This is a genomic window from Jejubacter calystegiae, from assembly GCF_005671395.1.
Classification (GTDB): Bacteria; Pseudomonadota; Gammaproteobacteria; order Enterobacterales; family Enterobacteriaceae; genus Jejubacter; species Jejubacter calystegiae.
The window spans coordinates 4815106-4838054 of the sequence record NZ_CP040428.1 but is presented as its reverse complement, the minus strand read 5'-3'; the positions used below and the strand labels follow the sequence as shown (position 1 = coordinate 4838054).

Annotated in this window: 21 protein-coding genes; 17 read left to right on the top strand and 4 right to left on the bottom strand. The window is 58.6% G+C overall.

What is annotated here, in order from left to right; translation table 11 throughout:
• Positions 1-485: 485 nt before the first annotated feature.
• Positions 486-1808, bottom strand: coding sequence for a long-chain fatty acid transporter FadL (gene fadL / locus FEM41_RS22630; RefSeq protein ID WP_168198849.1), 1323 nt, complete (start codon positions 1806-1808; stop codon positions 486-488).
• A 370-nt stretch (positions 1809-2178) separates the two neighbouring features.
• Here fadL and FEM41_RS22625 point away from each other — a divergent pair, with 370 nt between their 5' ends.
• From FEM41_RS22625 to sixA, 4 genes are all read left to right on the top strand, one after another.
• Entirely contained in the window at positions 2179-2463 is a 285-nt protein-coding gene (locus FEM41_RS22625; protein ID WP_138098693.1) for a YfcZ/YiiS family protein, read from the top strand.
• A 165-nt stretch (positions 2464-2628) separates the two neighbouring features.
• Positions 2629-3939, top strand: a complete 1311-nt coding sequence (gene fadI / locus FEM41_RS22620) for an acetyl-CoA C-acyltransferase FadI (protein ID WP_138098691.1) — start codon at positions 2629-2631, stop codon at positions 3937-3939.
• A complete protein-coding gene (gene fadJ / locus FEM41_RS22615) occupies positions 3939-6089 on the top strand; it encodes a fatty acid oxidation complex subunit alpha FadJ (RefSeq protein WP_138098689.1) in 2151 nt (716 codons plus the stop codon). Before fadI ends, fadJ begins: the two co-directional genes overlap by 1 nt.
• A 217-nt stretch (positions 6090-6306) precedes the next feature.
• The gene (gene sixA, locus FEM41_RS22610; RefSeq protein WP_138098687.1) at positions 6307-6795 is read left to right on the top strand and encodes a phosphohistidine phosphatase SixA; all 489 of its coding nucleotides are present in this window, start codon (positions 6307-6309) and stop codon (positions 6793-6795) included.
• An 84-nt stretch (positions 6796-6879) separates the two neighbouring features.
• On the opposite strand, the gene smrB is transcribed toward sixA, so the two are convergent.
• Positions 6880-7431: an endonuclease SmrB gene (smrB, locus tag FEM41_RS22605; RefSeq protein ID WP_138098685.1), complete on the bottom strand. Its 552-nt coding sequence runs from the start codon at positions 7429-7431 to the stop codon at positions 6880-6882.
• A 159-nt stretch (positions 7432-7590) separates the two neighbouring features.
• On the opposite strand from smrB, the gene prmB reads away from it, so the two are divergent.
• From prmB to FEM41_RS22575, 6 genes are all read left to right on the top strand, one after another.
• On the top strand, positions 7591-8523 hold the full coding sequence (gene prmB, locus FEM41_RS22600) for a 50S ribosomal protein L3 N(5)-glutamine methyltransferase (protein WP_138098683.1): 933 nt from the start codon (positions 7591-7593) through the stop codon (positions 8521-8523).
• 77 nt (positions 8524-8600) lie between these two features.
• Entirely contained in the window at positions 8601-9686 is a 1086-nt protein-coding gene (gene aroC / locus FEM41_RS22595; protein ID WP_138098681.1) for a chorismate synthase, read from the top strand.
• A gap of 4 nt (positions 9687-9690) precedes the next feature.
• Positions 9691-10515, top strand: coding sequence for a penicillin-insensitive murein endopeptidase (gene mepA, locus FEM41_RS22590; RefSeq protein WP_138098679.1), 825 nt, complete (start codon positions 9691-9693; stop codon positions 10513-10515).
• A gap of 12 nt (positions 10516-10527) precedes the next feature.
• On the top strand, positions 10528-11325 hold the full coding sequence (locus FEM41_RS22585) for a sulfite exporter TauE/SafE family protein (protein WP_138098677.1): 798 nt from the start codon (positions 10528-10530) through the stop codon (positions 11323-11325).
• Positions 11326-11329: 4 nt separating this feature from the next.
• Positions 11330-11872, top strand: a complete 543-nt coding sequence (locus tag FEM41_RS22580) for an elongation factor P hydroxylase (protein WP_138098675.1) — start codon at positions 11330-11332, stop codon at positions 11870-11872.
• Between the two features lie 27 nt (positions 11873-11899).
• Positions 11900-12178, top strand: a complete 279-nt coding sequence (locus FEM41_RS22575; protein WP_138098673.1) for a YfcL family protein — start codon at positions 11900-11902, stop codon at positions 12176-12178.
• Between the two features lie 56 nt (positions 12179-12234).
• Here the strand turns inward: FEM41_RS22575 and mnmC are convergent, their stop codons facing one another.
• Complete coding sequence (gene mnmC, locus FEM41_RS22570) at positions 12235-14277, bottom strand: bifunctional tRNA (5-methylaminomethyl-2-thiouridine)(34)-methyltransferase MnmC2/FAD-dependent 5-carboxymethylaminomethyl-2-thiouridine(34) oxidoreductase MnmC1 (RefSeq protein ID WP_168198848.1); 2043 nt, start codon at positions 14275-14277, stop codon at positions 12235-12237.
• Between the two features lie 163 nt (positions 14278-14440).
• Between mnmC and fabB the strand changes: the two genes are divergently transcribed.
• Positions 14441-15658: a beta-ketoacyl-ACP synthase I gene (gene fabB / locus FEM41_RS22565; protein ID WP_138098669.1), complete on the top strand. Its 1218-nt coding sequence runs from the start codon at positions 14441-14443 to the stop codon at positions 15656-15658.
• 69 nt (positions 15659-15727) lie between these two features.
• Positions 15728-16906 carry an MFS transporter gene (locus FEM41_RS22560; protein WP_138098667.1) on the top strand — a complete coding sequence of 393 codons (1179 nt, stop codon included), beginning with the start codon at positions 15728-15730 and terminating at the stop codon, positions 16904-16906.
• Between the two features lie 27 nt (positions 16907-16933).
• Here FEM41_RS22560 and flk read toward each other — a convergent pair whose 3' ends face one another.
• Positions 16934-17944 (bottom strand): flagella biosynthesis regulator Flk, encoded by a 1011-nt coding sequence (gene flk, locus FEM41_RS22555; RefSeq protein ID WP_138098665.1) that lies wholly within the window; start codon positions 17942-17944, stop codon positions 16934-16936.
• A gap of 213 nt (positions 17945-18157) precedes the next feature.
• Here flk and pdxB point away from each other — a divergent pair, with 213 nt between their 5' ends.
• From pdxB to accD, 5 genes are all read left to right on the top strand, one after another.
• Positions 18158-19294: a 4-phosphoerythronate dehydrogenase PdxB gene (pdxB, locus tag FEM41_RS22550; RefSeq protein WP_138098663.1), complete on the top strand. Its 1137-nt coding sequence runs from the start codon at positions 18158-18160 to the stop codon at positions 19292-19294.
• 57 nt (positions 19295-19351) lie between these two features.
• A complete protein-coding gene (locus FEM41_RS22545; protein WP_138098661.1) occupies positions 19352-20365 on the top strand; it encodes an aspartate-semialdehyde dehydrogenase in 1014 nt (337 codons plus the stop codon).
• Positions 20365-21174 carry a tRNA pseudouridine(38-40) synthase TruA gene (gene truA, locus FEM41_RS22540; protein WP_138098659.1) on the top strand — a complete coding sequence of 270 codons (810 nt, stop codon included), beginning with the start codon at positions 20365-20367 and terminating at the stop codon, positions 21172-21174. The genes FEM41_RS22545 and truA overlap by 1 nt, the downstream gene beginning before the upstream one ends.
• Before the next feature lie 23 nt (positions 21175-21197).
• A complete protein-coding gene (locus tag FEM41_RS22535; RefSeq protein WP_138098657.1) occupies positions 21198-21866 on the top strand; it encodes a DedA family protein in 669 nt (222 codons plus the stop codon).
• A 148-nt stretch (positions 21867-22014) separates the two neighbouring features.
• Positions 22015-22941: an acetyl-CoA carboxylase, carboxyltransferase subunit beta gene (gene accD / locus FEM41_RS22530; protein ID WP_168198847.1), complete on the top strand. Its 927-nt coding sequence runs from the start codon at positions 22015-22017 to the stop codon at positions 22939-22941.
• Positions 22942-22949: the final 8 nt, after the last annotated feature.

The window sequence follows — 22949 nt, the reverse complement described above, 5'->3', positions numbered from 1 at the left end:
CGGCGAACATTCGGAGCGCTATAGTAAGGAGCGCAGCGAAAACACTACCCATCCCTCTATTATGACGCTATTTTCGGAATTTGGGCAACAGATAATATAATTTTACGTTGTAACATGGGTGATAGCACGTTGTTCTCTTTACTTATTGCCTGCCACAATGGGAGGGTTCTGGTTAAAAATTAAAGAGTGATTTCGTATAAGAAAGCGTTGGTTAGTAACTAATGCGATTTGGATACAAACTTACAGCATTTCACTATCCGGGGATAACAGCAGGCTGTTGGCGCGGGCGGAAAACGATCCGCTGTTTTTATCGCTGTCCAGCCGCAATACCTTTTACGACTCGTGCTGGTTGATATAGAGTTCGCTACGTTTAAATGTTCAGGGCACCGTTGTCGATGCGCTTAATTATTTTCCAGGATCCGGATTCCGGGAATAAAAAAGGGATGAGCCATGCTCACCCCTTTTTGCCTTCATTGTACCGCGCCTTAGAAGCGGTAGTTAAAGTTGGCGCCATACAGCCAGGCTTTACCGTCAGATTTAAAGGTGTAAGGACCTTCGTTGATGGTGACGTGCTGACCGTGCATATAGGAAACGCCCACATCCACCGACGCATCCTCGTTAAAGGCGTAGGTGGTGCCCAGGCTAAGCCACAAACGATCCTGATCCGGAATAGAGATGGAGCGGGAGTTAGCCGGAACCGGGCTGTCATCGAAGGCGATACCGCCGCGGAAGGTCCAGTTATCGTCCATATAGTAAGTGGTACCCAACGCCACGCGCCATGCATCCTTAAAGCCTTCATGCTTATAGAACAGGGTCTGCCCGCCTTGTCCTTTGGCCTTCAGCTCCTGGAACTGGCTCCAGCTGGTATAGGTCATGCTGTAGTGAATAGCCCATTTAGGCGCGACCCGGTTGTAGCCTGAAATTTCCCACATCTCTGGCAGATTAAGCGTCAGAGCACCATCCACGGTGCTGCCGTCAGTGCCCATCGGCAAACCGAAACCGCCCAGAATCTGGTTATAGGCCGAAGGCAGCGAGCTCTTATAGGCGCCGTCGAAGTCAATCTTCACTTCGGAACGGTAGGTCAGGCCGTAGCGGTTGTTTTTATCCAGTTCGTACAGGATACCGGCGTTCCAGCCAAAGCCCCATTCGTTACCCTTAAGGCGGGCGATTTGGGTATCGTAGGGCAGGTTCGCCACCATACCAGCCTGTGCAGGCGGCAGCATGCCGGAGCCCGCAGCGATCTGGCCCATATCTCCGGCATAGCGCTCAATTTTGGCCCGGGCGTAAACGGCATTAAAGCCCAGTCCGAAGCTCCACTGCTCGTTCAGACGATAAGCGCCGCTCAGGTTCAGGTTCATGGTTTCCAGGTCGGTCTTACCGCCCATAGTGCCTGCGGCATAGCTATCGGCAAACTCGGTGGCCAGACCGTAGTTGGAGGTCAGTGATGCCCCCCAGCCGAAGTGTTCGTTAATCGGTGCCACGAAGTGGATATTCGGCACCCATGCGGTGGGGGCGATGTTATCCGCGTCCAGGCTGTTGCCGGTAGGAGAGGTGCCGGAAATATCCACGTCCGGATCGACGAAGATGGCCCCGGCGGAAAAGCTCGGACGATCGAACATCATAATGGTTGCCGGGTTGCGGCTGGCAGAGCCCGCGTTATCGGCGATGGCGCCTTCCCCCGAATAGGCGCGACCAAGGCCTGAGGAAGAGAACTCGTTTAACTGAAAGCCGGCAGACCACGCGGATGTTGAGATGAGTGCCACTGCGACTGCTATCGATGATTTTGTAAACAGGGTTTTCTGGCTCATGACCAAAACCTCATAATTTATTTTTATTCAAACAATGTTACATGCCGTAACAGGAGCGCGAAGTGTAGGGTCTGTGGTACTGCGAGGAAATCAGACCAGTGGCGAGAGTATGGTACGACCAGCAGGAATGTTGCAGTTATGTATACGATTTTTTTCAATTGTAATTAACGAAACGAGATCTGGCTGGCAATTTCCCGGGGGATTACGGGGTCATTGGCGGGCATTTTTTGTTTTAGATCATTTTTAATTGTGATTTTTGTCACGTAAGCGGTATTCCGACATTCTCAACTGGAGAGGGACGGGGACGGGGCGTAAAATATTCGCAGTATCTACCGGCGCATCTTCGGGTGCGTAAACAGAGGAAATGATTATGAGCAAATGCAGTGCTGATGAAACTCCGGTTTGCTGCTGCGTTGATGTTGGCACCGTCATGGACAACACTGACTGCACCGCCTCCTGGAGCCGGGTATTCGCAACCAAAGCCGAAGCTGAAAAGATGCTGGCGGAACTGACGGCCAAAGCGCGTCAGGCCGAATCTGAACCCTGCCAGATTACGCCGCGCTTCACCGAAGAAGCCGAAGGCGTGCGCATGGATGTCGATTTCGTTTTCGCCTGCCAGGCAGAAGCACTGATCTTCCAGCTCGGCCTGCGTTAATCCCTCTTATAAGCCCTCCATCCCGGAGGGCTCTTTTTTCTTCATCTTTCCGTGCGTTGACTCGCATTTTCCCGTCGCCGCTCCTGGCTGAATGCCGCTTTCTGGTTAACACTGATATCAGGTCAGACCTCTTTAAAAATTACGCCAGGAAAACAAGGGAGCGTTATGAATCAACCCGGACCGCTGGTCACCCGCCAGGGGGAGCGTATTGCATTTGTCGCCGGTCTGCGTAGCCCATTCGCCCGCCAGGCGACGACACTCCGTGCGCTGTCGGCGCTCGATCTGGGCAGGATGGTGGTGGCGGAATTGCTGGCGCGTAGTGAAATTCCCCCCGAATCCATTGAACAGTTGGTCTTTGGCCAGGTGATTCAGATGCCTGAAGCGCCCAATATCGCCCGTGAAATCGTGCTGGGGACCGGCATGCGGGTAGAGACCGATGCCTACAGCGTCAGCCGCGCCTGTGCCACCAGTTTCCAGGCGGTGGCCAATGTGGCGGAAAGCTTGATGGCGGGAACGATTCGTGCCGGTATCGCCGGCGGTGCCGATTCGGCTTCGGTGTTGCCCATCGGCGTCAGCAAACGGCTGGCGGCTACGCTTGTGGATCTCAACCGCGCGCGCAGTCTGGGGCAACGCATGAAGCTGTTGGCGGATCTGCGGCCCCGGGATCTGCTGCCGGTGGCACCGGCGGTAGCGGAATATTCCACCGGCCTGAGGATGGGGGATTCGGCGGAACAGATGGCAAAAAAACACGGCATCAGCCGTGAGGATCAGGATGCCTTTGCGCATCGCTCACATCAGCTGGCGGCCAGGGCCTGGCAGGAAGGGCTGCTGAAACCGGAGGTGATGACCGCGTACGTCCCGCCGTGGCGGGAGCCGGTCAGCGGCGATAATGGCATTCGCCAGGATTCCCGACTGGAGGATTACGCCAGGTTGCGCCCGAGTTTTGATCGCCACCACGGTACGGTCACCGCCGGAAACAGTTCGGCGTTGACCGACGGTGCGGCGGCGCTGGTGATGATGACCGAATCCCGGGTCCGGGAGTTGGGGCTTACCCCGCTGGGTTTTCTTCGCAGTTACGCCTTTCGCGCGCTGGATGTTCGTCAGGATATGTTGCTGGGCCCGGCCTGGGCCACACCGCTGGCGCTGGAGCGGGCCGGAATCGCTATGGCGGATTTAACCTTGTTCGATATGCATGAAGCCTTTGCCGCTCAGGCGCTCTGTAACCTGAAGATGCTGGCAAGCAGCCGCTTCGCCCGGGATGTTCTGGGGCGCTGCCGGGCCACCGGCGAGGTGGACGGCAGTCAGTTTAACGTGCTGGGGGGCTCGCTGGCTTACGGGCACCCCTTTGCCGCCACCGGTGCGCGCATGATAACCCAAACTCTGAATGAACTGCGGCGGCGCGGCGGCGGCCTGGGGCTGGTCACCGCCTGTGCGGCGGGGGGGTTGGGTACCGCCATGGTTCTGGAGGTCGAATAATGGAAACAGGCTCCGCATTTTCCCTGACGCTACGCCCGGATAATGTCGCCGTCATCACCATTGATATTCCCGGCGAGCAGATGAACGTCCTCAGGATCGATTTTGCCGATGAGGTGCGCGCTATGCTGTGCAAGCTAAGGGAAAACCCCGATCTGGCTGGCGTGGTGTTTATCTCCGGTAAGCCGGATAACTTTATCGCCGGTGCCGATATCAACATGATTGCCGGTTGTCAGAGTGTCGAACAGGCCGAAGCGCTGGCACGTCAGGGGCAGCAGTTAATGGATGAGATTGCCGCCTTGCCGGTGACCACGGTGGCGGCGATTCACGGCCCTTGCCTGGGAGGCGGCCTGGAGCTGGCGCTGGCCTGTCAGCAGCGGGTATGCAGCGACGACGAGATCACCCGGCTGGGGCTGCCGGAAGTTCAACTTGGGCTGTTGCCGGGCTCCGGAGGAACCCAGCGTTTGCCGCGGCTGGTGGGCGCCAGCCGGGCGCTGGAGCTGATGCTGACCGGCCGCCAGTTGCGGGCGAAGCAGGCGTTGAAGATGGGACTGGTGGATGAGGTGGTGTCACAAAGTATTCTTCTCGACAGCGCAGTAGCGCGCATTATGAATGAGAATGCACCGCGTCGTACCTTACCGATACGGGAACGACTGCTGACCGGGCCGCTGGGGCGAGCGTTACTGTTTCGCATGGTGGAAAAGCAGACCCGGCGCAAAACCCGGGATAACTACCCGGCAGCGCAGCGCATTCAGGCAGTGGTACATACGGGGCTGACTCAGAGCGACACCGTGGGCTACGACGAAGAGGCCAGAGCCTTTGGCGAACTGGCGATGACGCCTGAATCTGCGGCGCTGCGCCACCTGTTTTTTATTAGTACCCTGATGAAAAAAGATCCTGCCAGTAAAGCGATGCCGCTACCCGTCAGGCAGGTTGGCGTACTGGGCGGCGGCCTGATGGGGGGTGGTATCGCGTATGTGACCGCCACCCGGGTCGGGTTGCCGGTCAGGATTCGCGACATCCGGGAAGAGGGGATTCATCACGCGCTGAAGCACGCGTGGCAGCAGCTTTCGACCCGGGTCACCCGGCGTCAGTTAACTGTAGCGCAGCGCAATGCGCAGATGGCGTCTATCACTGGCACTACCGATTACAGCGGCTTTGGCCAACGGGATCTGGTGATTGAAGCGGTGTTCGAAGATTTGGCCCTGAAGCGTCAGATGGTGGCGGAGGTCGAAACTCACGGGGCGCCGCAGACGATTTTTGCCTCTAACACCTCGTCGCTGCCTATTAGCGAGATTGCCGCCGGGGCCCAACGCCCGGGGCAGGTGATCGGGCTGCACTATTTCAGTCCGGTGGAAAAAATGCCGTTGGTAGAGGTGATTCCCCATGCCGAAACCGACGAAGCGACGCTCGCCACCGCGGTCTGGCTGGCGAAGCGTCAGGGGAAAACCCCGATAGTGGTGGCCGATCGCCCGGGTTTCTACGTAAACCGCATCCTGGCGCCCTATATTAATGAGGCGCTGCGCTGCCTGAGCGAAGGAGAGCCGGTGGAGCATATCGACGAAGCTCTGACCGCCGCCGGGTTCCCGGTCGGGCCGATACAGCTGTTGGATGAAGTGGGTATCGATGTTGGAACTAAGATCATCCCGATACTGGAACAGGCTTTCGGCAGTCGCTTTAGTCCACCTGAAACGATTGCAGCAATTTTGAACGACGATCGCAAAGGGCGCAAAAATGGCCGTGGCTTCTATCTTTATCCCGCCAAAGGGGGTAAAAGCAGGAACAAGAGGGCCGATCCGGCTATCTACCAGCTTCTTGGCGTGACGCCAGCGGCGCAGCAGAGCGCTCAGGCCATTGCCAGGCGCTGTATGCTGATGTTGCTGAACGAAGCTGCGCGCTGTCTGGATGAATCGGTAGTGCGCAGCGCGCGCGATGGTGATGTCGGCGCGGTCTTCGGGCTGGGGTTCCCGCCGTTTCTGGGGGGGCCTTTCCACTATATAGACAGGCTGGGGGCCCGCACGCTTGTGGCGGAACTGGAACAACTGGCGGAACGTTTTGGCGAACGTTTTAGCCCCTGTCAGGCGCTGCGCGCTCGGGTACAGCGGGAAAAAGCCACCGGTCAGGGGAACCCTGAACCGCAGGAGGGAGTCTGAATAGAGGTAACTGATTGAAGCGTCAGGCAAGGCTTGAATGTTGCGCTGGCTGTTTTGTCATCAGTCATTGACTACACTTACACCATTAAGGTAAAAGACAGCGTTTCATTCGAAAAATGGATCAGGCACAATGCCCGGCCGTCGACCACGCGCAGTTAACAGATGATCCTGTTTAACCGTGCAGGTCGGCGTTTCTGGTTAACAAAAGCGGTGCAATATGCAAGTTTTTATCATGCGTCACGGCGACGCGGCACTCGATGCTGCCAGTGACTCGGTTCGTCCGCTAACCCACTGTGGTTGTGATGAATCCCGTCAAATGGCGACCTGGTTAAAAGGTCAAAAGGTGGATATCGAACGTGTTCTGGTAAGCCCCTATCTGCGAGCCGAACAGACTCTGGATGTGGTGCGTGAGACGCTCTCCGGCCTGTCCCAGGTAGAAGTCATGCCGGAGCTGACCCCCTGCGGCGATCCCGCCATGGTCAGCGCCTGGTTGCAGATCCTGGCAAACGAGGGCGTCTCCTCGGTGCTGGTGATTTCACATCTGCCGTTGGTGGGGTATCTGGTATCAGAGCTTTGCCCGGGGGAAACTCCGCCAATGTTCTGTACTTCGGCGATCGCCAGCGTCACGCTGGATGCCGAAACCGGACAGGGGAAATTCGACTGGCAGATGAGTCCCTGCAACCTGAAAATGCCGAAGGCTATCTGACCTCTGGCCTGACGCATATCTTCCGATCTGCGCCCCCGAAGCCGCCTCTGTGCGGCTTCGGTCATTTATAGCACCGGTCTGCCGCTACGGTAGCTCCGGCGGCTGCCACTCCTCCACTTCGATCAGCACCAGCAGCGCGGCATCGCCACCCCAGGTCTTCGGTGCCTGATGGAAGGCCATAACGTGAGGGTGCTGCGCCAGCCACAGTGGCGTCTGCTGTTTCAGAATATGTTTGCCGTGACCGTGCATCACGCAGGCGCACCAGACGTGCTCGCGGCGACAGGCCGCAATCAGCGCTCCCAGTTCCTGTTTAGCCTGCAACTGAGTCAGGCCGTGCAGGTCGAGGAACAGCTCTGGCGAATAGTCGCCCCGCTTAAGTTTTTTCAGTTCGAAGTGGCTGACGTCTTCGCGCACGTAGCGCATGGGGCCATCGTTTGACAACAGAGGCTGAAATTCGTCTGAAAAGTAGTGACTGGCATCCACCTGCTCCTGAATCAGACGTTTGGTCGGCACTTCACTGCTTTTTTTGCGCAGCGGACGGTGCACGACCGTGTCCTGGGAAAGCTTGCGCGTACCGCGCATCAGCTCCCGGAACAGCGCCTTATCTTCGGGGTTAAGTGGATCTTTTTTGTTCATAACGTTCTCATACTCGATGGAGATCGTGGATTTTAGCATTTTCTCATCGACTGTTAATAAAAGCCGTTGTCGCTTTATCTGTCTGAGTGCTGATTTGTCGCGGCGTTCATGGCAAACTAGCAGCCGGAAAGAATGCGCTATCGGCCTGCGGAGGGCAATGTGGATAAAATTTTTGTTGATGAGGCAGTCAGCGAGCTGCATACCATTCAGGATATGCTGCGCTGGGCCGTCAGTCGCTTTAGCGCCGCCAATATCTGGTACGGCCACGGCACCGATAATCCCTGGGACGAAGCCGTACAGCTGGTTCTGCCTACCCTCTACCTGCCGCTGGATATCCCTGAGGATATGCGCACTTCGCGCCTGACCTCCAGCGAACGCCACCGCATTGTCGAACGCGTGATCCGCCGGGTGAATGAGCGTATTCCGGTGGCCTACCTGACCAACAAAGCCTGGTTCTGCGGGCATGAATTTTATGTGGATGAGCGCGTGCTGGTGCCGCGTTCGCCGATTGGCGAGCTGATTAATGGCCGCTTCGCCGGGCTGATTGGCCACGAGCCGCGCCACATACTGGATATGTGCACCGGCAGCGGCTGCATCGCCATCGCCTGTGCTTATGCCTTCCCGGAAGCCGAAGTGGATGCCGTGGATATCTCCCTGGATGCCCTGGCGGTTGCCGAGCGCAACATTGACGAGCACGGCATGCAAAATAATGTCACGCCTATCCGCAGCGATCTGTTCCGCGATCTGCCAAAGGTGCAGTATGACCTGATCGTCACCAATCCGCCGTACGTCGATGCCGAAGATATGGGTGACCTGCCGGGCGAATATCATTTCGAGCCGGAGCTGGGGCTGGCGGCGGGGTGTGATGGCCTGAAGCTGGCGCGTCGCATCCTTGGCTGTGCTCCGGACTACCTTAACGACGGCGGCGTGCTGATTTGCGAAGTGGGCAACAGTATGGTGCATATGATGGAGCAGTATCCGGACGTGCCCTTTACCTGGCTTGAGTTCGATAACGGCGGCGATGGGGTCTTTATGCTGACCAAAGAGCAGCTAATCGCCGCCCGTGAACATTTCGGCATCTATAAAGATTAAACGCAAAACAACAGACGGGAGCGGGCAATGAATCCGCTCCTCTTCAAATACAACGACGACAACGGTAAGGAGCCGTGATGGCAGGGAACAGTATTGGACAACTCTTTCGCGTAACGACATTCGGTGAATCCCACGGTCCGGCGCTGGGCTGTATTGTAGACGGCGTACCGCCGGGCATTGCGCTGACCGAAGCCGACCTGCAGCACGATCTGGACCGGCGCCGCCCGGGCACCTCGCGCTACACCACCCAGCGCCGCGAGCCGGACCAGGTGAAGATTCTGTCCGGTGTCTTCGAAGGGGTCACCACCGGCACCAGCATCGGCCTGCTGATTGAAAACACCGACCAACGCTCCCAGGACTACAGCGCCATTAAGGATCTGTTCCGTCCCGGCCACGCTGATTACACCTATGAACAGAAATATGGCCTGCGTGACTATCGCGGCGGCGGTCGCTCTTCGGCGCGGGAAACCGCCATGCGCGTGGCGGCGGGGGCCATTGCCAAAAAGTATCTGGCGCAGAAACACGGCATTGAGATTCGAGCCTGTCTGACCCAGATGGGCGATATTCCGCTGGAGATCAAAGACTGGTCCCAGGTTGAACAGAACCCCTTCTTTTGCCCGGATCCGGCGAAAATCGACGCGCTGGACGAGCTGATGCGCGGCCTGAAGAAAGAAGGCGACTCTATTGGCGCGAAGGTGACCGTTGTTGCGGATAATGTTCCGCCCGGGCTGGGCGAACCGGTTTTCGACAGGCTGGATGCCGATATCGCTCACGCGCTGATGAGCATCAACGCGGTGAAAGGGGTGGAGATTGGCGACGGTTTCGATGTTATCGCCTTACGCGGCAGCGAAAACCGCGATGAGATTACTCATCAGGGCTTCCAGAGCAACCACGCCGGTGGCGTGCTGGGCGGTATCAGCAGCGGTCAGCAGATCCTGGCCAGTCTGGCTCTGAAGCCAACCTCCAGCATTATGGTGCCAGGCCGTACCCTGAATCGCGCTGGTGAAGAGGTGGAAATGGTAACCCGTGGGCGTCACGACCCCTGCGTCGGGATCCGCGCTGTGCCTATCGCAGAGGCGATGATGGCCATCGTCCTGATGGATCATCTGCTGCGTCAGCGCGGCCAGAACGGCGATGTTGTCAGCCCATTGCCGCGTTGGTGAAGCCATGAAAAAACCGCTTATCGCTTTGGCCTGCGCGCTAATGTGCGCGGGCGCCACGGCCGCTACGCCGTGGCAGAAAATCACCCATCCTATCGCCGGAAGCCCGCAGTCAGTGGGCACCTTTTCTAACGGCTGTATTATCGGCGCTCATCCGCTGCCGCTGGAATCAGATAACTATCAGGTGATGCGTACCGACCAGCGTCGCTACTTCGGTCATCCGCATCTGGTGGCGTTTATTCAGCGCCTGAGCAGTCAACTGCATCAGGACAATCTGGGCACCATGCTGGTGGGGGATATGGGAATGGCGGCCGGTGGCCGTTTTAGCAGCGGCCACGCCAGCCACCAGACCGGTCTGGACGTCGATATCTTCCTGCAGTTGCCGCACTATCGCTGGACCAGCGCGCAGCTGCTGCGACCCCAGGCGCTCGATCTGGTCTCCGCTGACGGTAAGCGGGTGGTTTCCTCCCGCTGGCAGCCACAGCTTGGCACCATGGTGCGGCTCGCCGCTCAGGACGACGAAGTCACGCGTATCTTCGTGAGCCCGGCCATCAAGCAGCGGTTATGCGAAGATGCCGGAGCCGATCGCGACTGGCTGCGCAAGGTTCGCCCCTGGTTTGGTCATCGCGCCCATATGCACGTCCGTTTGCGCTGCCCGGCAGATAGCCTGGAGTGTGAAGAGCAGGCTCCGCCACCGCCGGGTGACGGTTGCGGCTACGAACTGCAGAGCTGGTTCGAGCCACCGAAGCCTGGTAGTCAGCCCCACAAGAAGAAGACGCCGCCACCGCCGCCGCCTTCCTGTCAGGCCCTGCTGGATAGACACCTGCTATAACAGGAGAGCAAAATGGAATGGTTTATGGTGTCACCACTGCTTCTGGTGGTGCTGTTTTTCGTGGCTGTTCTGGCCGGTTTTATCGATGCCCTGGCCGGGGGCGGTGGACTGTTAACGGTTCCTGCCCTGATGGCGGCGGGTATGTCGCCTGCTCAGGCGCTGGCTACCAATAAGTTGCAGGCCTGCGGGGGATCGCTCTCTGCCAGCCTCTACTTTATCCGGCGTCGGGTGGTGAACCTGGCCGATCAGAAGCTGAATATTCTGATGACCTTTATTGGCTCTACCAGCGGCGCGTTGCTGGTGCAGCACGTTCAGTCGGATATCCTGCGTCAGATTTTGCCGCTGCTGGTGATTGGTATCGGCCTCTACTTTCTGCTGATGCCGAAAATCGGCGCAGAGGATCGTAAGCGCAGGCTGTACGGTCTGCCATTCGCCCTGGTGGCGGGGGGTATGGTCGGTTTTTACGACGGTTTTTTCGGCCCCGGCGCGGGCTCTTTCTACGCGCTGGCGTTCGTTACCCTGTGCGGTTTTAACCTGGCGAAATCCACGGCCCACGCCAAGGTGTTGAACGCCACTTCGAATCTGGGCGGCCTGCTGCTGTTTATTATCGGCGGCAAGGTGGTCTGGGGGACCGGCTTCGTGATGATGGCCGGGCAGTTTTGCGGCGCCCGCCTTGGCTCGCGCCTGGTATTAAGCAAAGGACAGCAGCTGATTCGCCCGATGATCGTGGTCGTCTCCGCGGTGATGAGCGCTAAACTGTTGTATGACAGTCATGGACAGGAATTCCTCCACTGGCTGGGGATGGCATAACACGATGAAACACCACTATGAGCAGCTTATCGACGTGTTCGATAGCTGTTTTTTCGATGAATTTAATACCCGTCTGATTAAAGGCGATGATGAACCGATCTATCTTCCGGCAGATGAAGAGATCGGTTATCACCGTATTATCTTCGCACACGGCTTTTACGCCAGCGCCCTGCATGAGATCTCTCACTGGTGTATTGCGGGCGCCAAACGTCGTGAGCAGGTGGATTTTGGCTACTGGTACTGCCCGGACGGTCGCGATGCGCAGACCCAGGGCCGCTTTGAGGATGTCGAAGTGAAACCGCAGGCGCTGGACTGGCTGTTCTGCGTGGCGGCGGGTTATCCCTTTAACGTCAGTTGTGACAACCTGGAAGGGGATGTCGAGCCGGATCGCATTGCCTTCCAGCGTCGGGTGCATGGCCAGGTGATGGCGTATCTTGAGCAGGGGATCCCGGCGCGACCGGCGCGCTTTATCGACGCCCTGCGTCACTATTACCATACGCCGCCTCTGGCGGCTGAGCAGTTCCCGTGGCCGGAAGATTTCCGGTAAGCGACAGTTTTATGATGAGGAAAAGCGATGATCGCGGATTTTGAAGCAAGCATTCTGGCGTTAATTGACGATATGGTGGAGCACGCCAGTGATGATGAACTGTTCGCCAGCGGTTATCTGCGCGGCCATCTGACGCTGGCGGTAGCCGAACTGGAACACGGCGAGGATCACTCGCCGGACGCGGTCTATGCCACCGTGGCTGGAAGCCTGGAAAAGGCGATCGGTGCGGGCGAGCTGTCGCCCCCGGATCAGGCGCTGGTACTGGATATGTGGGACCGTCTGTTCCAGAAGGCGAAGGCACAGTAATTCCCCTCACCCTGACCCTCTCCCAAGGGGAGAGGGAACCCAAAGACGGTATCAACCTACTCCCTCTCCCTCTGGGAGAGGGTTGGGGAGAGGGAGAGGGCCTTCCCTTTTAACAACTTCCTGATCCATAACCGATTCGGATTCAGCGCCGCCAGGGTTGTGGCCTCCAGCGGCAGCGGTTCGCCGCTCATCTGCGCCGCCAGAATTTCGGCCGTGAGCGGCGCGCTGCACAGTCCCCGCGATCCCAGGGCCCCCAGAACAAACAGATTCGGATAAACCGGCGCATTTTCCACCCGCTCTGGCGTTGTCGCCTGTTCAGCCAGATGCGCATAGCGGGAGACCGTGCTGTTAAAATCCGGAACGGCGCCCACCATCGGCATGTGATCGCGGGTGGCGCAGCGTACGCCGCTGCGCGCTTCACCGGTGCTGACATCGACCTCCCTGGCCCACTGCGCTTCGGGGAAGCAGTCGATCAGACGCTGGCGATTCTGCTGCTGGTCGTCTGGCCGATAGTCGGTGCTGGTTTCGCCCCGGTGGTAGCTGGCGCCAATGCAGTGCTGGTCAAAGCCCGGACTGCGTGGGGTCAGATAGCCGTCGTAGCACAGCACCTGGCGTAATGCGCCCAGCGCTGGCGTTGAGGGGATATGGCTGACCTGACCGGCAACCGGGTAAACCGGTAGCGCCTCGCTCTGGGCAAAACGGCCGATCTGATGACCGCAGGCCAGTACCAGCGCCTGATGGCGGCTTGTTTTGCCGTCGGCGAAGTGAAGCATCCAGCCGTCACCGGAAGGCTGGATATCGGCCACTTGACGGCGGTAGTGCAGTTGCAACCCCCTATCCACAGCGAGCGTGAGGGCGGCGGCGGTGAGCTGCGCCGGATTCAGCCAGCCTCCCAGCGGATAACTGATACCGCCGCAGCCGGTCGCCACGCCAGTCAGTTGTTCAGCCTCTCCGCTATTCAGGCCCCGGGCGATGGCGTCCGGCAGCCCTGTGGTCAACATTTTGGCGATCTTGTTGCGACTCTTCTCATTCCAGGCCAGTTGGGTTACGCCGCACCAGTCGTGCTCGAAGGTTAGCGGCAGGGCGTCGTAGAGTCGGCGTGCGAAGGTGAACGCGGCGGGGAAAAAGCCCGCCAGCGCGGAATCTCCGGGGTTGAGCAGGGGATAGAGTGCCCCCTGGCGGTTGCCGGAAGCGCCCTGCGCCGGGGAATCGTCCGCACAGTAGAGCGTGATCTGCCAGCCGCGCCTGAGCAGCGCCAGCGCCAGTAGCGCGCTGGCGATACCGCCGCCGATTAGCGCCGCTTCCCGGCCCTGGGCTGGGGGGCGGTGATACCACGGGGTTTGCCCATGCCCTGGCGGGGCGGTTTCCAGCGTACCGGTTAACATTTCACGCTTGCGGCCAAATCCTTTGCGTTTCGCCATGGCAAAGCCCGCCTCCTGTAAACCACGCCGCACAAACCCGGCAGCGGTAAAGGTAGCGAGCGTGGCGCCGGGGCGTGCCAGTCGCGCCATGCCGTGAAATAGTTCCGGTACCCACATATCCGGATTCTTCGAAGGCGCGAAGCCGTCAAGGAACCAGGCATCGACCTGATTGCGATAGCTGTCATCCAGTTGTGACATAGTCTGGTTAATATCACCAAACCACAGATCGAGCGTGACCTGGCCATTATCCAGCAGTAGTCGGTGGCAGCCGGAGAAGGGGAGCGGCCAGCTGTTCTGAAGCTGGTTAGCCAGCTCCGCCAGCTCGGGCCAGTGGCTATGTGCGCGAGTTAGGGAGTCCCTGGTCAACGGGTACTTTTCAAAGCTGATAAAGTGCAGACGCTTCAGCGTTGCCTCGGGATGGGCGGCGCGAAAGGTGTTAAATGCCTGCCAGAGCGTCAGAAAATTGAGCCCGGTGCCGAAGCCGCTTTCGGCGGTGATAAACAGCTCACGCGGGTGCTGCGCAAAGTTCTCCGGCAGCTGATTTCCCCCCAGAAACACATGGCGCGTCTCCTCTAGTCCGTTATCATTAGAAAAGTAGACGTCATCGAATTCTCGGGATACAGGTGTACCCTCTTCGTTAAAGTGGAGGTTGGCCGGTTGTATAGAGGATTGTTTCACGTAAGTTGCTCGTCTGACAGGCAGTAGAACGATCTTAACGATGTGTGTAAGAGTGCGCAAATTTCCCGACTAATTCTCTGATCGGACTTGTTCGGCGTACAAGTGTACGCTATTGTGCGACTCGAAATGACTAATCGTGCATTGACTTGCAAAGAGGTATTGAATGAAACGTGCAGTGATTACTGGCCTGGGCATCGTTTCCAGCATCGGTAATAACCAGCAGGAAGTCCTGGCATCTCTGCGTGAAGGACGCTCAGGGATCACTTTCTCTCAGGAATTTGTCGATTCCGGAATGCGTAGCCACGTATGGGGCAACGTTAAACTTGACACCACCGGCATGATCGACCGCAAAGTGGTCCGTTTCATGAACGACGCCTCCATCTATGCATACCTCTCCATGCAGCAGGCCATTGAAGATGCCGGTCTGAAAGACGAGGTTTATCAGAACAACCCTCGAGTGGGCCTGATTGCCGGATCCGGCGGCTCCTCTAAATCTCAGGTGTTCGGCGCCGATGCGATGCGCAGCCCGCGCGGCCTGAAAGCGGTGGGTCCGTATGTCGTGACTAAAGCGATGGCCTCTGCGGTTTCCGCCTGTCTGGCGACTCCGTTTAAAATCCACGGCGTCAACTATTCCATCAGCTCCGCTTGTGCAACTTCCGCACACTGTATCGGCAATGCGGTCGAACAGATCCAACTGGGCAAGCAGGACATCGTATTTGCCGGCGGCGCCGAAGAGCTGTGCTGGGAAATGGCCTGTGAATTCGATGCCATGGGCGCGCTTTCCACCAAATATAATGACACGCCGGATAAGGCGTCCCGTACCTATGATGCAAGCCGCGACGGCTTCGTTATCGCAGGTGGTGGCGGTATGGTTGTGGTGGAAGAGCTGGAACACGCGCTGGCGCGTGGTGCTCATATCTACGGCGAGATTGTTGGCTACGGTGCGACCTCCGACGGTGCCGACATGGTGGCACCTTCTGGCGAAGGCGCGGTACGCTGCATGAAGATGGCGATGGATGGCGTGGATACCCCTATCGACTATCTGAACAGCCACGGTACTTCCACACCGGTCGGCGACGTGAAAGAGTTGGGGGCTATCCGCGAAGTCTTTGGCGATACCACCCCGGCTATCTCCGCCACCAAGGCCATGACCGGTCACTCCCTGGGGGCCGCAGGCGTTCAGGAAGCTATCTACTCGCTGCTGATGCTGGAGCACGGCTTTATCGCGCCGAGCATCAACATTGAAGAGATGGACGAGCAGGCGAAAGGCCTGAACATCGTCACCGAGCCGACCGAGCAGCAGCTGACCACCGTGATGTCCAACAGCTTCGGCTTTGGCGGCACTAACGCCACGCTGGTGATGCGTAAATACAGCGCCTGATTCAGGTACTGAATGGAAAAGGCCGCACGAGCGGCCTTTTTTACGTCCGGAGCAGATGGAGTCAGCAGTATGTCTGCCATAGAACAAAGCAAAAAAGCCTCGCAATCAGAAAATCTGTCGCTGCTTCGTATCGCCTTTGCCGTTTTTCTGACCTATATGACCGTCGGATTGCCGCTGCCGGTGATTCCGCTGTTTGTGCATCAGGATCTGGGTTACGGCAATACCCTGGTCGGGGTGGCGGTAGGGATTCAGTTCCTGGCCACGGTACTGACTCGCGGCTATGCCGGTAAACTGGCGGATCAGCGCGGCGCCAAACGTTCGGTGATGCAGGGCATGCTGGCCTGTGGGCTGGCCGGGCTGGCCTGGCTGCTGGCGGCGATCCTGCCAGTGCCGACGGCGGCGAAGTTTGCCCTGCTGGTGGTGGGGCGTCTGATCCTCGGTTTTGGCGAAAGTCAGCTGTTGACCGGCAACCTGGCCTGGGGGCTGGGACTGGTGGGGCCCCGACGCTCCGGTAAGGTAATGTCCTGGAACGGTATGGCGATTTACGGCGCGCTGGCGGCGGGGGCACCGCTGGGATTATGGATCCACAGCCACTTCGGTGTGGCGGCGCTGGCGGGTACGACGGTTGCGTTGCCGCTGGTGGCGCTGTTATTTAATGCCGGCGTGGGACGCGTACCGACCCATAATGGCGAGCGTCCGTCGCTGTGGAGCGTGGTGGGGCAGATTTGGCCCCAGGGCATTGGTCTGGCGCTTCAGGGGGTAGGTTTCGCGGTTATTGGTACCTTTGTCTCACTGTGGTTTGTCAGCCGCGGCTGGCCGATGGCGGGCTTTACCCTGACGGCATTTGGCTGTGCTTTTGTACTGATGCGTATTCTGTTCGGCTGGATGCCGGATCGCTATGGCGGAGTGCGGGTCGCCGTGGTGTCGTTGCTGATAGAGGCCATTGGCCTGACGCTGCTGTGGCAGGCGCCTAATGCCTGGATTGCGCTGACCGGCGCGGCCCTGACCGGTTGTGGGTGTTCGCTGATCTTTCCGGCGCTGGGCGTTGAGGTGGTGAAACGGGTGGCGCCGCAGGTGCGGGGCACGGCGTTAGGGGGATATGCCGCATTCCAGGATATCGCCTACGGAGTGAGTGGACCGCTGACTGGCCTTCTGGCCACATCAATGGGATATCCTTCCGTGTTTCTTGCTGGCGCTATCAGTGCGTTATTGGGGATAGCGGTCACGCTGGCGGCGTTTCGTCGCTAACTGAAAGGCGCCCCGAAGGGCGCCTTTTCACAGCATCAACCAGAGTAACGCGATAACCGCAATCACCACGATCAGCGCCAGGCCCGGGCGCTCCTTCAACTGATTCAGCGGCGCCATAATGGGGCCGAACAGCACCTCCTGCCGGACATGCTCCTCCTGACGGTGGGAGACTTCTTTACGAACGCGATCGCAACGCAGCATTAAGAGCTGATTTAACAGATCCTGCACCTGGGGCGGCGTCAGTATGCTGTTGGGCAGAGCTCCATACTGCTGTCGGGCGTAATCGCCGATCTCCCGCCATTCGTTGCTTTCCAGCGGCTGCTTTAGCGCTGCCTGCAGGCTATGCAGAGTCGGGGCGCTTTCGCGGGACAGCATCAGACGGGCCTGTAACCAGGTGGTCAGCGGCGCATAGTGGCGGGCAGCTATGGGGGCTCCATGCTTTGCGCCGGTCAGCTCCAGCATCGACTGCCAGATAAGCTTCGCCGACTCCCCGGTGGCGGCGGAAAGCTTACCCACCAGTTGATTGAGCGCGTTATGCTCGGCAGGCAGCAGCGGGCGCTCGGTGGCCGGGCGCTGTACCGGTTGGGGGATAGAGAGCTCGCCGCGCTGTAGTAGGGTCAGCACCTGTTTGAGCTGGTCCGGCGTAAGCTGGCTCAGCACCGTCTGCCCGAACTGCTGGCGGATATAATCGCTCACCGCCTGGCGGTTATTGCCGTGCTGGAGTAGCACGGTGAGCTGTTGCAGTACCTGACGCGGCTCATGACGGACCTGTGCCTGACTCAGACGCTGCTGTAGATTCTGCTCGGCGGCGGGAAAGTGACGCGCCAGTAGCGGCTGATCGTTGTTCATGCCCAAATCGTGCTTTAGCGCGGCCCAGACTCCGGCTCCGGGCTGCTGGCTCAGGGCGATGATACGGGTCACCAGACGCTCCAGCACGGTGCGCTGCTGTGGTGTCAGAGGCTGAGGCGCGGTCTGAGGGCGGCCAACGGGAGGTTCACCCGGAGGATGCGCACCGGCGCCTGAAAGGGGCTGTATCATCGATATTCCTTACTCTGTACGATAAAACATTGAGCGGCAGTAACAGACACTGTCTGGGCCTGGCGGCGGGATTATGGCACACTTATATCCTTTATACTTCATATTGCAGGCACGGGTTTACCCTGTGCTCACAGAGCTGCCATCCAGGCCCGATTGTAATCTGAAGTGGCTGCGGGGAGATCCCTTCTCCCGCACAAAAACAGGTACGGTAACGTGAAAATTCTCGTCGATGAAAATATGCCTTACGCCCGCGAACTTTTTAGCCGCCTGGGCGAGGTGAAGGCTGTTCCCGGCCGCCCGCTGCCGGTGTCAGAACTGAGCGATGCAGAGGCGCTGATGGTGCGTTCGGTCACGAAGGTGAACGAGGCGCTACTACAGGGGCATGGGGTTAAATTTGTTGGCACCGCCACTGCGGGTACCGACCATGTGGATCAGGCGTGGCTGGCGCAGCAGGGCATTGGTTTCTCGGCGGCACCTGGCTGTAACGCCATTGCCGTAGTGGAATATGTCTTTTCCGCGCTACTGATGCTGGCGGAGCGCGATGGTTTTGCGCTGCGCGATCGTACTGTCGGGATTGTCGGGGTTGGTAATGTCGGCTCCCGTCTGCAGGCGCGCCTGGAAGCGCTGGGCATTCGCACTCTGCTGTGCGATCCGCCCCGTAAAGACCGCGGCGACGACGGTGATTTTCAGCCGCTGGAAACCCTGGTTCGGGAAGCCGATATTCTCACATTCCATACGCCGCTCTATAAAGAGGGGCAGTATAAAACGCTGCATATGGCCGATGAAGCGCTGATTGCCAGCCTGAAACCCGGGGCTATCCTGGTGAATGCCTGCCGCGGACCTGTGGTGGACAACGCCGCTCTGCGCCGTCGTCTGGAGGCCGGACAGGCGTTGAGCACGGTGCTGGACGTGTGGGAGCCGGAGCCGGATCTCGACGTGGAATTGCTTAAGCGTGTCGATATCGGCACTGCGCATATCGCCGGCTACACTCTGGAAGGCAAAGCGCGTGGCACGACCCAGGTGTTTGAAGCCTACAGCACTTTCCTGGGGCAATCCCAACAGGTGGCGCTGGATACTCTGTTGCCAACGCCGGACGTGGTGCGTCTGGCAGTACATGGCCCCCTTAACCAGGCGCTGCTGAAACGTCTGGCGCATCTGGTGTATGATGTGCGCCGCGATGATGCGCTGCTGCGTCATGCGACGGGGCGACCGGGCGAATTCGACAAGCTGCGTAAGAACTATGCCGAACGCCGCGAATGGTCCTCGCTTTACGTATTATGTGACGACGCCGCAACGGCGGCTCTGCTGCAAAAGCTGGGCTTCGGCGCCGTACACCATCCATCCCATTAATTCTGTTGACCGTCCGCCACAGGGTGGGTGGGCGGTCATTGTCTGGAGTAAACCACCATGTCTGAAGGCTGGAATATTGCCGTGCTGGGCGCCACTGGCGCCGTGGGCGAAGCGCTGTTAGAGCTGCTGGCGGAGCGCCAGTTCCCGGTTGGGGAGCTGTATGCGCTGGCGCGTAGCGCAAGCGCGGGTGAACGACTGCGTTTTGCGGGCAAAAGTCTCGTCGTTGAAGATGCCGAAACCTTTGACTGGAGCCAGGCACAACTGGCGTTTTTTGTTGCGGGTGAAGAGGCTTCGGCGCGCTATGCTCAGCAGGCCGCCGATGAAGGATGCCTGATTATTGACTCCAGCGGCCTGTTCGCGATGGAGCCCGATGTACCATTGGTGGTGCCGGAGGTTAACCCGGGCGTGCTGGCGGACTACCGCAACCGTAATCTGGTCGCCGTAGCGGACAGTCTGACCAGCCAGGTGCTGGTGGCGATAAAACCGCTGATGGAAGAGGGCGGGCTGGCGCGCCTCCAGGTCACCAGTCTACTGGCCGCTTCGGCCCAGGGTAAGGTGGCGGTGGACGCGCTGGCCGGTCAGAGCGCGCGTCTGCTGAATGGTATGCCGCTTGACGATGACGATCACTTTGGGCGCCAGCTGGCGTTTAACCTGTTGCCGCTGCTGCCGGATGCCGATGGCAGCGTGCGCGAAGAGCGTCGCATCGTCGATCAGGTGCGTAAAGTGCTTCAGGATGAGGGCCTGCCGATTTCCGCCAGCTGCATTCGTTCGCCGGTTTTCTACGGTCATGCCCAGATAGTGAGCATGGAAGCCCTGCGCCCGCTGGCCAGCGACGAAGCGCGCGATGCCTTTGAGCGTGGCGAAGATATCCAGCTTAGCGAAGAAAATGATTTCCCGACCCAGGTCGGAGATGCTTCCGGTCACGATCTGCTTTCTATCGGCTGCGTGCGTAACGACTACGGTATGCCGGAACAGGTCCAGTTCTGGTCGGTGGCCGATAACGTACGCTTCGGTGGTGCGCTGATGGCGATAAAAACCGCCGAGAAACTGGTACAGGAGTATATGTACTAATGACGGAGCAGCAGCAACCGCTTTACACCATCGCGCTGGGCATCGAATACGACGGCAGCCGTTATTACGGCTGGCAGCGCCAGCGCGAGGTGCGTAGCGTTCAGGAGAAACTGGAGAAAGCGCTGTCACAGGTGGCGAATGAACCCGTGGCGGTCTTCTGTGCAGGGCGAACTGACGCTGGCGTACACGCTACCGGCCAGGTGGTGCACTTTACCACCCATGCGCTACGTAAAGATGCGGCCTGGACGCTGGGCGTAAATGCGAATTTGCCTGGAGACATTGCGGTACGCTGGGTGAAAAATGTGCCGGAAAAGTTTCATGCGCGTTTTAGCGCCACCGCGCGCCGGTATCGCTACCTGATCTACAACCACCGCCTGCGTCCGGCGGTGTTGCAGCAGGGGGTGACCCACTACCATGCACCGCTGGATGCCGAACGAATGCACCGGGCTGCTCAGTGCCTGCTGGGGGAAAACGACTTTACTTCGTTTCGGGCGGTGCAGTGCCAGTCGCGTACTCCCTGGCGCAACCTGATGCACATCAACGTAGCGCGTCACGGCGCTTACGTGATGGTGGATATCAAGGCCAATGCGTTCGTCCATCATATGGTGCGTAACATCGTTGGCAGCCTGATGGAAGTGGGCTGCGGCAATCAGCCTGAAGGGTGGATTGCCGAACTGCTGGCGTTGAAGGATCGCACCCTTGCGGCAGCCACGGCAAAGGCGGAAGGGCTGTATCTGGTGGCGGTGGACTACCCTGAAGAATTCGCGCTTCCGCGCCCCCCGATGGGGCCTCTTTTTCTGGCAGACTGATAGCAGCCGAGGAATAAAACACGATGGATTTCATCCGCTTTGTTATTGATTTTATCCTGCATATTGATGCCCACCTGGCCGAAATGGTGGCGCAGTACGGGATTTGGGTTTACGCCATTCTGTTCCTGATTCTGTTTTGTGAAACGGGCCTGGTGGTTACGCCGTTTCTGCCTGGGGATTCGCTGCTGTTTGTGGCGGGCGCGCTGGCGTCTCTGCCTTCAAACGAACTGGATGTACATACCATGGTTGCGCTGATGGTGGTGGCCGCGATTATCGGCGATGCGGTGAACTATACGATTGGCCGACTATTCGGCGACAGGCTGTTCAGTAATCCTGACTCGAAAATTTTCCGCCGCAGCTACCTTGATAAAACTCACGCCTTCTATGAAAAACATGGCGGAAAAACCATTATTCTGGCGCGTTTTGTTCCGATCGTCCGCACTTTTGCGCCATTCGTAGCAGGGATGGGGCGTATGTCCTATCGCCACTTCGCTTTCTATAACGTGACCGGGGCGTTACTCTGGGTACTGCTGTTTACCTATGCGGGCTACTTCTTCGGTAATATGCCGGTGGTACAGGAGAACCTGAAGCTGCTGATTGTGGCGATTATCGTGCTGTCGGTACTGCCCGGCGTGGTGGAAGTGGTGCGTCACAAGCGCGCTGCCGCCCGTCAGGCGAAGGCGAAAGAGTAATTATCACGGGGTTAGACCAGTTTTTTGTCCAAACTCGCAGGCCGTTATGTTTTAATGAGCGACATTTATGGCCTGTGGCAGGCAAAAATGGCATCATGCGCCCCACAGAAAAACTGGCATTGACCAGGTTCAGGCAGAAAGGTCATCAATGAGCTGGATTGAACGAATTCTCAATAAAAGCAATATTACACCTACCCGCAAGGCGAACATTCCGGAAGGGGTGTGGACCAAGTGTGACAGCTGTGGGCAGGTTCTCTATCGCGCCGAACTGGAACGTAATCTGGAGGTTTGCCCGAAGTGCGACCACCATATGCGTATGTCGGCGCGCGAGCGGCTGCATACACTGATGGACGAAGGCTCCATGGTGGAGCTCGGTAGCGAGCTTGAGCCGAAAGATGTGCTGAAGTTTCGCGACTCCAAAAAGTATAAGGATCGCCTGGCGAGCGCCCAGAAAGAGACCGGCGAGAAAGACGCGCTGGTGGTGATGAAGGGCACCCTGCACGGTATGCCGGTGGTGGCCGCTGCCTTTGAGTTTGCCTTTATGGGCGGCTCCATGGGCTCTGTAGTCGGGGCTCGCTTTGTGCGGGCCGTTGAGCAGGCGCTGGAAGATAACTGCCCGCTGATCTGCTTTTCCGCCTCTGGCGGCGCCCGTATGCAGGAAGCGCTGATGTCGCTAATGCAGATGGCGAAAACCAGTGCCGCGCTGGCGAAAATGCAGGAGCGCGGTCTGCCCTATATCTCTGTGCTGACCGACCCGACCATGGGCGGCGTATCGGCAAGTTTTGCCATGCTGGGCGATCTCAATATCGCTGAGCCGAAGGCGCTGATTGGCTTTGCCGGCCCAAGGGTTATTGAGCAGACCGTACGTGAAAAACTGCCGCCGGGCTTCCAGCGCAGCGAATTTCTGATCGAAAAAGGCGCCATCGATATGATCGTCCGTCGTCCGGAAATGCGCCTGAAGCTGGCGAGCGTGCTGGCTAAGCTGATGAATCTGCCAGCGCCGGATCCCGAGGCGTCCCACGACCCCGTCGTCGTGCCGGATGAACCGGAGCAAGAGCAGGATTCACAGGCCTGACGATGAAC